The sequence below is a fragment of the Pseudoxanthomonas mexicana genome (assembly GCF_001556105.1).
GTDB classification, from domain to species: Bacteria; Pseudomonadota; Gammaproteobacteria; order Xanthomonadales; family Xanthomonadaceae; genus Pseudoxanthomonas_A; species Pseudoxanthomonas_A mexicana_A.
Genome location: NZ_LSIF01000083.1, coordinates 41,913 through 56,204, shown reverse-complemented (window position 1 = coordinate 56,204; position 14,292 = coordinate 41,913). Strand labels below are relative to the sequence as shown.

General features: G+C 69.2%; 9 protein-coding genes. 3 read left to right on the top strand and 6 right to left on the bottom strand.

Annotated elements, in window-relative coordinates; all coding sequences use genetic code 11:
- Window positions 1–5: 5 nt before the first annotated feature.
- From AX730_RS14275 to AX730_RS14265, 3 genes are all read right to left on the bottom strand, one after another.
- Complete coding sequence (locus AX730_RS14275; protein ID WP_062357627.1) at window positions 6–461, bottom strand: hypothetical protein; 456 nt, start codon at window positions 459–461, stop codon at window positions 6–8.
- A 103-nt stretch (window positions 462–564) separates the two neighbouring features.
- Window positions 565–2,358, bottom strand: a complete 1,794-nt coding sequence (gene recQ, locus AX730_RS14270; protein WP_062357860.1) for a DNA helicase RecQ — start codon at window positions 2,356–2,358, stop codon at window positions 565–567.
- Window positions 2,359–2,493: 135 nt separating this feature from the next.
- Window positions 2,494–3,048, bottom strand: a complete 555-nt coding sequence (locus AX730_RS14265) for a Dps family protein (RefSeq protein WP_062357625.1) — start codon at window positions 3,046–3,048, stop codon at window positions 2,494–2,496.
- 88 nt (window positions 3,049–3,136) lie between these two features.
- On the opposite strand from AX730_RS14265, the gene hrpA reads away from it, so the two are divergent.
- Entirely contained in the window at window positions 3,137–7,246 is a 4,110-nt protein-coding gene (gene hrpA, locus AX730_RS14260; protein WP_062357623.1) for an ATP-dependent RNA helicase HrpA, read from the top strand.
- A 15-nt stretch (window positions 7,247–7,261) separates the two neighbouring features.
- Here hrpA and AX730_RS14255 read toward each other — a convergent pair whose 3' ends face one another.
- Both AX730_RS14255 and AX730_RS14250 read right to left on the bottom strand, forming a co-directional pair.
- Window positions 7,262–7,753, bottom strand: coding sequence for a hypothetical protein (locus AX730_RS14255; RefSeq protein ID WP_062357621.1), 492 nt, complete (start codon window positions 7,751–7,753; stop codon window positions 7,262–7,264).
- Window positions 7,754–7,771: 18 nt separating this feature from the next.
- Entirely contained in the window at window positions 7,772–8,281 is a 510-nt protein-coding gene (locus tag AX730_RS14250) for a hypothetical protein (protein ID WP_062357619.1), read from the bottom strand.
- A gap of 71 nt (window positions 8,282–8,352) precedes the next feature.
- Between AX730_RS14250 and AX730_RS14245 the strand changes: the two genes are divergently transcribed.
- Complete coding sequence (locus AX730_RS14245; protein WP_062357616.1) at window positions 8,353–10,515, top strand: RelA/SpoT family protein; 2,163 nt, start codon at window positions 8,353–8,355, stop codon at window positions 10,513–10,515.
- A gap of 17 nt (window positions 10,516–10,532) precedes the next feature.
- The gene (locus tag AX730_RS14240) at window positions 10,533–12,125 is read left to right on the top strand and encodes a hypothetical protein (protein ID WP_232310271.1); all 1,593 of its coding nucleotides are present in this window, start codon (window positions 10,533–10,535) and stop codon (window positions 12,123–12,125) included.
- Here AX730_RS14240 and AX730_RS14235 read toward each other — a convergent pair.
- Window positions 12,115–14,214 carry a glycosyltransferase gene (locus AX730_RS14235; RefSeq protein WP_062357614.1) on the bottom strand — a complete coding sequence of 700 codons (2,100 nt, stop codon included), beginning with the start codon at window positions 14,212–14,214 and terminating at the stop codon, window positions 12,115–12,117. The genes AX730_RS14240 and AX730_RS14235 overlap by 11 nt on opposite strands.
- Window positions 14,215–14,292: the final 78 nt, after the last annotated feature.

Sequence of the window (14,292 nt, the reverse complement as noted above, 5' to 3'; positions counted from 1 at the left end):
TCAACCTACGGATGCGGCGCGCCACGCATCATCGGGCGGCCGGGATAGCCGCCATACGGGCCGTAGTAGCCGCCGGGGCCTTCATAACGGTCGACGTTGATGTTGAAGTTGAACGTGCGTGGCTTGCCGTTGTCGTCGTACGTGGTCTTGCAGAGATTGAGGTTGACCGCGTTGTAGGTGCTGCGGCCGCGGCCCTTGCTGTAGCCGATACCGGTGGTGACGCTGCCCGACACGCCATCGCCGTCGTCGTCGCCGTAGAGCACGCAGGGGTCGACCGGGGCGGCGAGCGCAGCCGCCTTCTTCGGGCGCGCCGGCTGCGTATCGCCATACCAGGTGCCGGGCGGATCCTTGGCGTAGGCCGCGGACGGAGGCAGGCTCAAGTCCAGCGCTGCCGCATTCGACTGGGCCCAGGCGGACGGGATGCTCAGCAGAGCCAGCAGGGCGAGGGGCAGGGTCTTCATGGGACATCCCGGAAGTACGGTCCGCCGGCTGGCGGACCCGAGAGGCAAGCTAACAGCCGGGGATTGAACGTGGGCTGGATACTGGGTCGTTGGCCGTGGAACTTCATCCCGCCGCACCGAGCGCTTCCAGCACGCGCTGGCCGTAGCGTTCCAGCTTGGCCCCGCCGATGCCGCCCACCCGTGCCAGCTCGTCCAGCGTGGCGGGCTGTTGTTCGGCGATGTTGCGCAGCGTGCTGTCGTGGAAGATGACGTAGGCGGGCACGTTCTGTTCGCGTGCGAGCTCCGCCCGTAGATCGCGCAGGACCTGGAAGCGCGGCAGGTCGGCGGCCTGCACCGGCACGCCGCTGCGCGATCCGCGGTCGCGTTCGCGCTTTTCGCGTTGCTCCTTGCGCAGCTGCAGGCGGCGCTCGCCTCGCAGGACGGCGCGGCTGCCTTCGGTCAGGCGCAGGCTGCCGAACTCCGCGTCCACTTCCAGCAGGCCGCAGGCCACCAGCTGGCGGAACACGCTGCGCCACGCGGTCGCGTCCAGATCCTTGCCGATGCCGTAGGTGGTCAGGTGGTCGTGGCCGCACTGGCGGATGCGCTCGCTCTCGCTGCCGCGCAGCACGTCGATCACGTGGTTCACGCCGAAGCGCTGGCCGCTGCGGTACACGCAGCTCAATGCTTTCTGTGCAGCCTCGGTGGCGTCCCAGGTCTCGGCCGGGCTCAGGCAGTTGTCGCAGTTGCCGCACTCGTGCGGGTAGGTCTCGCCGAAGCCCGCCAGCAGCACCTGCCGCCGGCACTGGGTGGATTCGCAGTAGCCCAGCAACTGGTCGAGCTTGCGGCGTTCGAGGCGCTTGCGCTCTTCGCCGGCCTCGCCCTGTTCGATCATCTGCTTCAGCAGCACCACGTCGCCCAGCCCGTAGCACAGCCACGCTTCGGCGGCGTCGCCGTCACGGCCGGCGCGGCCGGTCTCCTGGTAATAGCCTTCCATCGACTTGGGCAGGTCCACGTGCGCGACGAAGCGCACGTCCGGCTTGTCGATGCCCATGCCGAACGCGATCGTCGCCACCATGACGATGCCGTCCTCGCGCAGGAAGCGGCGCTGGTTGTGCGCGCGCACGCTGGCGTCGAGCCCCGCGTGGTAGGGCAGGGCGTTGAAGCCCTGTTCGGCCAGGTAGTCGGCGAACTGCTCCACCCGCTTGCGCGACAGGCAGTAGACGATGCCGGCCTCGCCGCGGTGCTTGCGCAGCATGTCGCGCAGCTGGTGGCGCGCGTTGTCCTTCTGCACCACGGTGTAGCGGATGTTGGGGCGGTCGAACGAGCTGACGAACTTCTCGGCCTCGACCAGGTTCAGCCGCTCGGCGATCTCGCGCTGGGTCGGCGGATCGGCGGTCGCGGTCAGCGCGATGCGCGGCACGTCCGGCCAGCGCTCGTGCAGCAGGGTCAGTTCCAGGTATTCGCGGCGGAAGTCGTGGCCCCACGCCGACACGCAGTGCGCTTCGTCGATGGCGAACAGGGCGATGCGGCTGCGGTCCAGCAGCGACAGGAAGCGCCCGGTCAGCAGCCGCTCCGGCGCGACGTAGAGCAGGTCCAGCTCGCCGCGCAGCAGGGCCTGTTCGACCTGGTTCGCCTCGTCCGCGTCCAGCGAGGAGTTCAGGAACGCCGCACGCACGCCCAGCTGGCGCAGGGCGTCCACCTGGTCCTGCATCAGTGCGATCAACGGCGAGACGACGATGCCGGTGCCGTCGCGCAGCAGCGCGGGCACCTGGAAGCACAGGGATTTGCCGGCGCCGGTCGGCATGAGGACCAGGGCATCGTGGCCGGCGGCGAGGTGTTCGACGATGGCCTGCTGGTGGCCACGGAAGGCGCTGTAACCGAAGACGCGCTGCAGTGTTTCAAGTGCGGGGGACGACATGCGCACAGGATAACCCGGCCCCCGGGCGGGCCGGTCCCGCCCAAGACGCCGACGCGTGTAGGAAACCCCCGGGCCGGGCGCGAAAAGCAGGACGCCCGGCATGGGCCGGGCGTCGGTGCGTCACGGAAGCGCGGATTACTGCAGCAGCGAGCGCAGCATCCACGCGTACTTCTCGTGCGTCTGCAGGCGCTGGGTCAGCAGGTCCTCGGTCGGCGCATCGTCCGCGTCGTCGGCGATGTCCAGCACCTTGCGCGCCGTGCGGCAGACCGCTTCGTTGCCGATCACCAGCTGGCGGACCATCTCGCGCCAGTCGGCGCTGTCGCTCAGGCCAGGCTCTTCCGGGATCGAGGTGAGGCTGACGAACTCGCGGTACGAACCCGGCGCGTTGAAGCCCAGCGCGCGGATACGCTCGGCGATCTCGTCCAGTGCGGTCCACTGCTCGGTGTACTGCGTCTCGAACATCGTATGCAGCGAATTGAACATCGCGCCGGTGATGTTCCAGTGGAAGTTGTGGGTCTTCAGATAGAGCGTGTAGCTGTCGGCGAGGAAGCGCGACAGGCCGTCGGCGATCTTCTTGCGTTCGCCGCCGCTGATCCCGATATCGATGTTCGGTGCCGACGGGGCCGCCGCGAGCGGCGCGGGCACGGAGGGGGCCTTGGTCTTGGCGGGCTTGGTCTTCGGCTTGGCCATGCGGATGCTCCTGTAGGTGGGTTGAGACGGCACAATGGACACACTAGAACATGTGGCGTGAGCAAAAAGTTTCAAGCACGTGCTGAAGATGAGTACTCCCCGTAATCCATCCCCCCCCAGTCCCGACCGCACCGCCCTCGACCAGGGCCGGCAGTCGCTCGACCGCGCGCTGAGCCGCGACCGCGGTCGCCTGCATGGACTATGGTCGCGCTGGCAGGGCAAGCCGGCCGATGCCGGCGTGCGCCAGGCCTTCGAACAGGCATTGACCGCCTCGATCGCCGCCCGCGAGCGGCGTCTATCGACGGTGCCGGCGGTGACCCTGGACGACGCCTTGCCGATCGCCCGCGAGGGCGAGCGCATCGTCGAGCTGATCCGGAACCATCAGGTGGTCGTCATCGCCGGCGAGACCGGCTCCGGCAAGACCACCCAGCTGCCCAAGCTGTGCCTGGCCGCCGGCCGCGGCGTGGCCGGCATGATCGGCTGCACGCAGCCGCGCCGCATCGCCGCGCGCGCGGTCGCGCGTCGCGTGGCCGACGAGCTGAAGACCGAACTCGGCCGCGGCGTCGGCTTCCAGGTGCGCTTCAACGACCAGGTCGGCGACGACACCCACATCAAGTTCATGACCGACGGCATCCTGCTGGCGGAGATCGCCAGCGACCGCTGGCTCTCGGCCTACGACACCATCATCGTCGACGAGGCGCACGAACGCAGCCTCAACATCGACTTCCTGCTCGGCTACCTGAAGCAGTTGCTGCGCAAGCGCCGCGACCTGAAGGTCATCGTCACCTCGGCGACGATCGACACCGCGCGTTTCGCCAAACACTTCGACGACGCGCCGGTGATCAGCGTGGAAGGCCGCACCTATCCGGTCGAGGTGCGCTACCGCGCGCCGGAAGGCGAGGGCGAGCAGGAAGGCGACCGCACCGTCAACGACGCCATCGTGGCGGCGATGGACGAGATCACCCGGCTGGACGCGCGCGGCGACGTGCTGGTCTTCCTGCCCGGCGAACGCGAGATCCGCGACGCGCACCAGTCGCTGGAGCGCCGCAAGTACCGGAACACCGAGGTGTTGCCGCTGTATGCGCGGCTGTCCAACCAGGACCAGGACCGCGTGTTCAATCCCGGTCCGAACCGGCGCATCGTGCTGGCCACCAACGTCGCGGAAACCTCGCTGACGGTGCCGCGCATCCGCTACGTGGTCGATCCCGGCTTCGCCCGCGTCAAGCGCTACAGCCCGCGCAGCAAGCTCGACCGCCTGCACATCGAGCCGGTCTCGCAGGCCAGCGCCAACCAGCGCAAGGGCCGCTGCGGACGCATCGCCGAGGGCATCTGCTACCGCCTGTACGCGGAAGCGGATTTCCAGGCGCGCGCGGAATTCACCGATCCCGAGATCCGCCGCTCCAGCCTGGCCGGGGTGATCCTGCGCATGCTGCAGCTGGGCCTGGGCCGGATCGAGGACTTCCCGTTCCTGGAAGCGCCGGACGAGCGGGCCGTCGCCGACGGTTGGCAGCAGCTGACCGAGCTCGGCGCCATCGACGGCGAGCGGCGCATGACTGCGATCGGCAGGCAGATGGCGCGCCTGCCGGTGGACGTGAAGCTGGCGCGCATGCTGGTGGCGGCGCAGGCGGCGGGCTGCCTGCGGCCGATGCTGGTGATCGCGTCGTTCCTCGGCATCCAGGACCCGCGCGAGCGCCCGGCCGACGCGCGCGGCGCAGCCGACACCGCGCATGCGCAGTTCGCCGACGGCCGCTCCGAGTTCGTCGGCGTGCTGCGCCTGTGGGATGCCTACCGCCAGGCGCATGAGGACCTGACCCAGTCGAAGCTGCGCGACTGGTGCGGCCGCCATTTCCTCGGTTTCCTGCGCATGCGCGAATGGCGCGAGCTGCATCGCCAGCTGCGCCTGCTGTGCGAGGAACTGGGCTGGAAGGAAGAAGACAACGAGGCGTCGTTGGCGCCGTTGCTCGCCGGCAGCAGCGCTCCGCCCGCCGCGCGCGATGACGGCGCCGCCGCGCTGAAGGCGACGCGTGGCCAGCTGCATCGCGCCGCGCGGCTGGCGCGCGAAGGCAAGGCCGAAGCCGCGCCGGCACCGGTGGCGGTGCGCGCGCAACAGGAGCAGGCGCCTGCCGGCGGTGGTTTCAGTGAGCGCGTGCGCGCCGCGGCCTACCAGACGCTGCACCGCGCGCTGGTGGCCGGGCTGCCCACGCAGATCGGCCACCGCACCGACAAGGGCGATTTCCAGGCGCCGCGCCAGCGCCGCTTCCTGCCGTTTCCGGGCTCGCCACTGTCCAAGCGTGCGCCGCCGTGGCTGCTGGCGGCCAACCTGCTGGACACGCAGAAAGTGTGGGGCATGACGCTGGCCGCGATCGAGCCGGACTGGGTGATCGCCGAACTGCCGCACCTGCTGCTGCGCAAGCATTTCGATCCGCACTGGTCGCGCGCGCAGGGCCAGGTGCTGGCGTCGGAGCAGATCAGCCTGTTCGGCCTGGTGCTGGCACCGAAGAAGCCGGTGCATTACGGCCGCATCGCGCCGGGCGAGGCGCACGACCTGTTCGTGCGGCAGGGCCTGGTGACCGGCGAGATCACCACGCGCGCCAGTTTTGTCGCCGACAACCTGAAGACGCTGGAGCAGGCGCAGGAAGAGGAAGCCAAGCTGCGCCGCGCCGGACTGGTCGCCGACGAGGACTGGCAGGCGCGCTGGTACCTGGATCGCATCCCGTCCGAGCTCCATTCCGCCGCCGGTCTGGATGCGTGGTGGAAGGCGCTGCCGCCCGACAAGCGCCGCGCGCTGCACTGGTCGTTGACGGATCTGCTGCCGGGCGAAGGCAGCGAGGAAGACCGCTATCCGAAGTACTTCGCGCTGGGCGATGCACGGCTGCCGTTGCACTACCGGTTCGAGCCGGGCGCGGTCGACGACGGCGTGACGCTGGAGGTGCCGCTGCACCTGCTCAACGCACTCGACCCGACGCGGCTGTCGTGGCTGGCGCCGGGCTTCGTCGCCGACAAGGCGGTCGGGCTGATCCGCAGCCTGCCCAAGGCCATGCGGCGCAACTACGTGCCGGCGCCGGATTTCGCCCGCGCATTCTTCGAAGCGTTCGCCAAACCCACCGCCGACGACATCCGCGGCGAGCTGGCGCGTTTCCTCTCGCGTGCGACCGGCGTGGCGGTCAGTGCGCTCGACTTCGACGACGCGGCGCTGGAGCCGCACCTGCGCATGAACCTGCGGCTGCGCGAGGATCCACGCAGCGGCGAAGGTCGCGTGCTGGCCGAGTCGCGCGACCTGGATGCGTTGCGCCAGCGCTTCGGCGCGAAGGCGGGACAGGCGTTCGCGGCGCGCGCCGGTCGCGAGATGGCGGCCAGCGGCCTGCGCGACTTTCCCGCACAGCCGATTCCGCGCGAGGTGCCGGGCGAAGCCGGTGTGCCGGCGTATCCGGCCCTGCGCGACGACGGCGAGACGGTGGCGCTGCAGGTGTTCGCCGACCGCGTGGAAGCGGCCGACGCGCATCCGGGGGGTGTACGCCGTCTGCTGGAGATCGCGCTGGCCGACAAGGTGAAACAGGCGCGCAAGCAGCTGCCGGTGTCGCCGAAGACGGGATTGCTGTACGCGGCGATCGAATCGCAGGAGCGGCTGCGCGGCGACATCGTCGATGCGGCCATGAACGCCGTGCTCGCGGACGGACTGGACGCGATCCGCGACCGCGCTGCGTTCGAGCACCGGCGCGACGATGCCGGCAAGCGCCTGTTCGGCGAGGCGATGGAGCGGCTGAAGCTCGCCGAAGCGATCCTGTCGGCGGTGGCCGAGCTGAAGCCGCAACTCGATGCGCCGCTGATGGGCTGGGCGCGCGGCAACCTCGACGACCTGCGCGCGCAACTGGCGGCGCTGGTGCATCCTGGTTTCCTGCGCGACACGCCCGCTGACGCATTGGCGCAACTGCCGCGCTACCTGAAGGCGATGACGCTGCGCGCCGAGCGCGCCAAGCGTGATCCCGCGAAGGACCAGGCACGCATGCTGGAACTCAAGCCGTTCGCCGACGCGCTGGCGCAGGCGAACGAAGACGGCGTCGCACAGTCGCCGGACTGGCAGGCGCTGCGCTGGGACCTGGAGGAGCTGCGGGTATCGGTGTTCGCGCAGGAACTGGGCGCGAAGAGCGGCGTCTCGCCGAAGAAACTCGCGCAACGCCTGCACGCGTTGCGCGGGTGATGTCGTGCGTGCGCGTCAGTCGGCGCGCTGCACCTTGGGCCGCGGATTGTGGCCTTCGACCTGCAGGTACCAGCCGCTGATCTTGCCGGGCGACACCACGACCTTGGCGTTGTCCAGCGGCTTTCCGGCGTAGTACTCGCCCTCGATGACACGCCAGCGCTGGCCGTTCGCCAGGCTGAATACCGTGCCACGCGACCAGCCGCGCAGGGTTCCCGTCAGCGTGCTGGTGACGGGGGCGAGCCCGTTGCCGCCGAACAGCGTGCCGGTGACGCGCGAGCCGTCGTCCTCGTGTTCCTTGCGGACTTCGTCGGCGACCGCCTTCCTGTCTTCGTCGAGCAGCGTGTTGAGCAGCCGAAGCTGCTCGCCGCTGAGCTGGTCAAGGCCCGTGGCCTTCATCTGCTCTGCGGTCAGTCGCTGCTCGATGGCGACATGCTCGCGCTTGGCCAAGGCGGGAACGCTGCCCACGGCCAACAGCAGGGAAGCGGTCGCTAACGTGAAGATACGCATGGTGATGTCCTGGTTGATTTACTTGATGCGGCGAACGTATGCCGCCGTGTTGTAGCCGTCGATCCGGAGGTACCAGTGGTTGCCGACCTTGGAAGGTGTGATGCGCACGCCTGGCGATTGCTTGCGCACGCCAGGCAGCGTTGCATTGTCCACTTGTTCCCACACCTGGCCGTTCTGCAGCGTGTAGGAACGCCCCTTGGCGAATCCGTTGAATTCCCCGGCCAGCGTATCGACGATCGGCTCTTCGCTTCCGAAGTCGAAGAATCCGCGCGTGGACCGCTGGACTTCCTGGCGGCCCGCTTCCTTCGCCTGCTCCACTGCTCGCGCCGTCTGCTGTCCGACACGTTGCCGCAGCCATGCATCGAGTGCGGACAGCTCGGCAGGACTGAGCTTGTCCAGGCCAGCGGCCTTGAATTCGCTGTCGCTCATCGCATCGCGCAGTGGTTCGAGGGGAGGGCTCTCTGCGGCGACGGCGCATGTGGACGCGACCAGCAGTGCGATGGATAGAAACAAGCGGCTCATCTTCATGGTTGTCCCTGCGGTCGGCTGGCCGGTAGTGTAGTCATTCCGGCGGCGCTTGGCCGCCTGCTTCCACGACCATGGCTTCTCCCGTTCACGACATCACCACGTTGCTGCAAAGGCCCGCACTGCAGGCGCTGTCCGCACCCTTGCGGCGCTCGCTCTCGGAGGCATGCGGCTCCGCCGGTGCTGCCGCGCAGGAGGGGATGCCTGATGCCATGGAGGTACTGGCCGATACGCTGGATACGCTGACGACACTGGGCGCGGACGGCGATGCCGTCCTGGCTGCCTTGCTTTACGGGCTGCCTGCGCTGCAGCCGACGCTGGGTGCGGCCGCGGGCAAGGCCGTGCCGGGCCTTGCCGATCTGCTGGAAGGCCAGGTCGCGGCAGCCCAGGTCTGGGCGTTGCATGCAGAACAGGCACGTAGCGGGAGTACGGAAGGCTTGCGTCGGCTACTGCTGGCCATCGTGCGCGACCTGCGCGTGGTCACCATCCTGCTTGCCCGCCAGTTGGCCCGCATGCGTGCCGCAGGCGCGTTGCCCGACGACGCGCGACAGGCACTGGCGCGGCTGACGCGCGACATCCATGCGCCGCTGGCGAACCGGTTGGGCATCTGGCAGCTGAAGTGGGAGCTGGAGGACCTCGCGTTCCGCTACCTGCAGCCGCAGGTCTACAAGCAGATCGCGACCCAGCTGGACGAAAAGCGGGTGGGTCGCGAGCGCTACATCGGCGCGGTCACCGACGCCTTGCGTGCCGCGCTGGCCGGGCACGGGGTCCATGCGGAGGTCAGTGGGCGACCGAAGCACATCTACAGCATCTGGCGGAAGATGCAGCGCAAGCAGGTCGGCTTCGACGAGCTTTACGACCTGCGCGCGGTACGCATCGCGGTGGACGACGTGGCCGCCTGCTACGCGGCGCTCGGCATCGTGCACGCGCTGTGGGTGCCCATTCCCAGCGAGTTCGACGACTACATCGCCCGGCCCAAGGCCAACGACTATCGTTCGCTGCATACCGCCGTGGTCGGTCCCGAGGGCCGTACGCTGGAAGTGCAGATCCGCACGCACGAGATGCATGCGCAGGCCGAGCTGGGCGTGGCCGCGCACTGGAAGTACAAGGAAGGCAAGAGCGGCGGCGACGCGTTCGACCGCAAGATCGCCTGGATGCGGCGATTGCTGGACGGCGCGGCCGAAGGCGCGGGTGGTGACAAGGCGCTGGCAGGCGAGCTGGACGCGGAACTGGTGGAGGACCGCGTCTATGCGTTGACGCCGAAGGGCGAGGTCGTCGATCTGCCGCAGGCCGGCACGGTGCTCGATTTCGCCTACCACGTGCACACGATGGTGGGCCACCGCACGCGGGGCGCGAAGGTCAATGGCCGCATCGTCCCGCTCAACCACGTGCTGCGCAGCGGCGACCGCGTCGAGATCATGACCTCGAAGGAGCCCGAGCCGCGCCGCGACTGGTTGCTGCAGGCCAACGGCTTCCTCGCCAGCGGCCGTTCGCGCGACAAGGTGCGTGCGTGGTTCCACAAGCTGGACCGCGCGCGCAACCTGCAGGCCGGCCGTGAGTTGCTGGACAAGGAGCTGAAGCGCCTGGGCCTGCATCACGCCGACCTGACGGGGGCGGCGAAGAAGTTCCATGCCGACAGTGTGGAAGACCTCTACATCCAGGTGGCGCTGGGTGACGTGGGGCCGCATCAGGTCGGGCGCGCGCTGCATGAAGAGCAACGCGCCGCGGCCGAGCCGGATACGGTGTCGTTGCCGGTGCTGCGACCACCGCGCAGGGTCGCCAAGCCGGGCAAGTCGAAGTTCACCGTGCAGGGCGTGGGCAACCTGTTGGTGCAGCTGGCCAAGTGCTGCCAGCCGGTGCCGGGCGAGCCCATCGCGGGCTACCTGACGCGTGTACGCGGTGTCACTGTGCACCGCGCCGCCTGTGCGGCGTTTGCGCGCCTGGCCGCGACCAGCCCGCAGCGCGTGCTGCCGGTGGAATGGGGGCAGGCGGGTGGCGGTTATGAGGTCGACGTGCAGGTCACCGCACTCGACCGCAAGTGGTTGCTCAAGGACATCACCACGCTGATCGCACAGGAAGAAGCCAACGTGCTGGATATCAACAGCCAGGGCAATCGCGCCAGTGGACGCGTCCACTTGCGCCTGCGCCTGAAGGTCGCGGACTTCGGCCAGTTGTCGACGCTGCTGGGCAAACTCGACGCACTGCCGGGCGTGGAAGACGCGCGACGTTCAGGCTGACTGGGTATGCTGCGGGCGTGACCCGCGAAGACCACCACGACGACGCACGGGGCCGCCGCATCGAGCCGCGCATCGATTGGACACGCGTCGGCATGGGCGCCGCGCCACCGCGCCGCGTGTCGATCCCGGCGTGGCGCGACCGACGTCACTGGCGTTGGGCGGCGGCGGTTGTCGCCGTCTTCGTCCTCCTTGTCGTCGTACTGCGGCAGCCGTTGGCCGACCGGCTCTGGCCGCAGACACGCATCCAGACGTTGTTGGACCAGGCTGATCGTGCCGTGCGTGACGGACGGCTCGACGCCGCCGACGGCAGTGGCGCGCGGCAGCTGTATGAAGCGGCCCAGGCACTGGATAGCGACCGTACCGAAGCCGCGGACGGGCTGCGTCGCGTCGCGCAGGCGGCGCTGCAGGCGGCGGCAGAGGCCATGCTGGCAAACCGGTTCGAGGAAGCGCGTACACATCTGGCGTTGGCGCGTGCGCTGCAGGTGCCGCGTACGCAAGCGGATTCACTGGCCGCGCGACTGCGTTCACGCGAAGCCGAGCATGCCGGCGTCGACGGCATTCTCCGTGCGGCGACACAGGCGCATGCGGAAGCGAGGCTGTGGGGCAGTGAGGACGCGGCCCTGCCGCTGTACCAGCGCGTGCTGGCGCTGCAACCGAATCGGATCGAAGCGCTCGAGGGCAGGGAGGACGCCCTGTCCGACCTGCTGCAGCAGGCCGGCGTGCGCCTCCGGCAAGGCGAACTGGGCGACGCGGCAACGAGGATCGCGGCGGCCCGTGCATTCGACGCAGGGCACGTCGATCTGCCCCAGGCGGAAGCGGGCTTGAATGCCGCGCTCGACGCGCGACGCCGTTCCGGTGCCAGGGATCTCGCACGGGGTCGCCTCTCGCCAGCACGTACGGCCTACGAAGCGGTGTTGGCGGCAGCGCCCGGCGACGCGCGTGCGCGGCAAGGGCTCGAGCAAGTGGGTATCGCCTATGCGCAGGAGGCGGAGCGGCAAGCCGGTGATTTCCGTTTCGAGCAGGCGCAGCTGGCGCTCGATGCGGCGCGCATGCTGGCACCGCAGTCGGCCGGTGTGGCGCAAGCCGAGCAGGCGTTCGAACGCGCGCATGACGCGCGACGACGGCAAGGCGCATTGCCTTCCATCACCCCGCGCGAGCGCGATCGGCGCGCGCGCGCATTGCTCGCCCGCATGGCGCAGGCGGAGGCGCAAGGCAACTGGCTGACGCCACCGGGCGAGAGCGCCTACGACACATTGCGCGCGGCGCAGGCGCTCTCGCCCGACAGCACTGCCGTGAAACAAGCCGCGACGCGACTGCTGCCCGCCGTGCGCGCGTGCTACGAAGACGAACTGCGCGCCAACCGCATCCGCCGCGCGCAGGCCTGCCAGCAGGCCTGGCAGACGCTACTGCCGCGGGATCCGGCGCTGCAGGACGCACGCCGCCGGTTGGCGGAAAAATGGATTGCGGTGGGGGAGGAACGGCTGGGTGCAGGTGACCTGGCGTTCTCCGCACAGGCGTTGCAGGAGGCGCGTCGGCTGGATGCGACGGTGCCGGGGCTGGGCGATTTCGAAGGACGCGTGCGGGTGGCGCAGGCCGCGATCACACCCTAGCGCGGAAGACCTTCCGCACGGTGTCCTGCGCGGCATCCATCGAGAAGTGGCGTGCGATGTTCTCGCGGCCATGGGCCGACAGCCGTGCCCACAGGTCCGCGTCCTGATACAGCCGCAGTACGGCGTCCGCAAAGGCACCGGCATCGTCGGCGATCAGCACATCGTGGCCGTCGGTCAGGTGCATGCCTTCGGCTGCGCATGACGTCGCCACGACGGGCTGCCCGTGCGCCATGCTCAGATTGATCTTGCCCTTGACGCCGGCGCCGAAACGCAGCGATGCGATCGCCACGCGCACGCCGTCCATGTACGGCCCCAGGTCCGGCACATGTCCGTGCACCACGATGCCGGGGTGCGCCTGCAGGGCCAGCACCTCGGCCGGTGGTCCCATGCCGATGCAGTGGAAACGCAGGTCCGGTTGCCGCGCACGGATGAGCGGGAAGACCTCGCGGCCGAACCACAGCACGGCATCCACATTGGGTGGGTGGCGGAATCCGCCGACGAACACCAGGTCGCGGCGTTGCGCGAAAGGCAATCCCCCATCGGCCAATGCGTGCAGGTTGGCCAGCACTTCCACGCGCGCACCCGGCAGCCACGTCGACAGCATGTCGCGCTCCACCGGGCTGACGACCAGCGTGATATCGGCCCGCTTCACCAGGGCGAGTTCGCGCGCACGCGTCTGTTCGGCGGCGCGACGCAGGCCCGCATCGTCGGCCAGTTCGGCGCCCCGCAGTTCGCGCAGGAAATGCAGGTCCACGGTGTCGAACACCACCCGGGCCTGCGGTGCGAAGCGCCGGACCAGGGGAAGGAACTCGGCAGCCACGTAGTGGCGCGACACCATCACCACGTCGAAGCGCTGGCCATGCTCGCGCAACCAGGTGGATACGCGATTCACGAACGGGGCCTGCCACACTTCGACGCCCTGTTGCCGCAGGCGCATGGTGTCGTCCTGTGCATCGCGCAGGTCGGCGGGCAGGAAGACGACGTGGGCATCGTCGTTGCCCAGCATCTTCATCAGGTTGACCAGCCGCAGCGACGCGGAGTCATGCTGGGCGCGTGGCGTCTCGGCATCGATGACCAACACCTGCCGCTTGCGCACGACCGAACCTGCCGTCGGGATACGGCCTGCGCCAGGTTGGCGGTGGAGTACGTTTTTCCACTTGCCGGCGAATACCGCGCGGTTGCGCACCTGGTAGGCCTTGGTGCCGCTGCCGGTGTCGGTGCCGGCGGTGATGCCTTCCAGATGCACCACGCGTGACGCGGGTTGGTAGAGGACACGAAGTCCCCGCTCGCGGACGGCGAAAGCGAGGTCGGTGTCCTCGTAGTACGCCGGCGCGTAGCGCGTATCGAAGCCGCCTGCGGCATGAAACAGGGTAGCGGCAATGGCGATCGCCGCGCCGGAACAGTAGTCGGCGTCGCGCACACTGGCGTAGCGCGGGTCATCGGGCGAGTCGAAGCGGCCGTAGTTCCACGCGGAGCCATCGTCGAAGACCACGCCGCCGGCTTCCTGCAAGCGTCCGTCGGGGTAGATCAGTTGCGCTCCCGCCAGCCCGACCCGCGCGTGCGCATCGAACGTGGCCAGCAACGCGTCCAGCCAGCCCGGTTGTGGCACCGTGTCGTTGTTGAGGAAGACGAGGTACTCGCCGGCTGCGCGAGCCGCGCCGTCGTTGCATGCCGCGATGAAACCGCCATTGGTGGCGCGACGGTGGTAGTGCAGGCCGGCCACCTGCGCCATCCATTCGCCGGTCTGATCGGTCGAGCCGTCATCGACGACGATGATCTCGCATGTTGCGATCGGCGGATGCTCGGCCAGCGCGCGCAGGCAGGCGAGCGTGTAGGTGGCCTGGTTGTAGACGGGGATCACGATGCTGGCGCGTGGCGCATCGCTGGCGGGCACCGCGAATGGCGCGAACGCGGCATCCGCCGGGAAGTAAAGAGGAGCGGCGGCAGGCGGCGCGCGGCGCGCGAACTGGCGCCGCACGCGCGCCCAGGTCGCGGCGGGACCACGCGTCCGCAGGCTGGCGATGCCACGGCGAATCAGGCCGCGCGCGCGTTCGAGCATGAAGCGCACGTCGGCCCACGACATCGACATTCCGTTGCAACTCCAGCTGAGCAGGGGGGTGCGCGGCCGGGCGCACCCTTGATGGCTGCGCTAGACTCGCCCGAATTC

Excerpts from the sequence above, each read along its gene's own strand:
- AX730_RS14275 (WP_062357627.1), bottom strand. The coding sequence starts at position 461 with ATGAAGACCCTGCCCCTCGCCCTGCTGGCTCTGCTGAGCATCCCGTCC.
- recQ (WP_062357860.1), bottom strand. The coding sequence starts at position 2,358 with ATGTCGTCCCCCGCACTTGAAACACTGCAGCGCGTCTTCGGTTACAGC.
- AX730_RS14265 (WP_062357625.1), bottom strand. The coding sequence starts at position 3,048 with ATGGCCAAGCCGAAGACCAAGCCCGCCAAGACCAAGGCCCCCTCCGTG.
- hrpA (WP_062357623.1), top strand. The coding sequence starts at position 3,137 with ATGAGTACTCCCCGTAATCCATCCCCCCCCAGTCCCGACCGCACCGCC.
- AX730_RS14255 (WP_062357621.1), bottom strand. The coding sequence starts at position 7,753 with ATGCGTATCTTCACGTTAGCGACCGCTTCCCTGCTGTTGGCCGTGGGC.
- AX730_RS14250 (WP_062357619.1), bottom strand. The coding sequence starts at position 8,281 with ATGAAGATGAGCCGCTTGTTTCTATCCATCGCACTGCTGGTCGCGTCC.
- AX730_RS14245 (WP_062357616.1), top strand. The coding sequence starts at position 8,353 with ATGGCTTCTCCCGTTCACGACATCACCACGTTGCTGCAAAGGCCCGCA.
- AX730_RS14235 (WP_062357614.1), bottom strand. The coding sequence starts at position 14,214 with ATGTCGATGTCGTGGGCCGACGTGCGCTTCATGCTCGAACGCGCGCGC.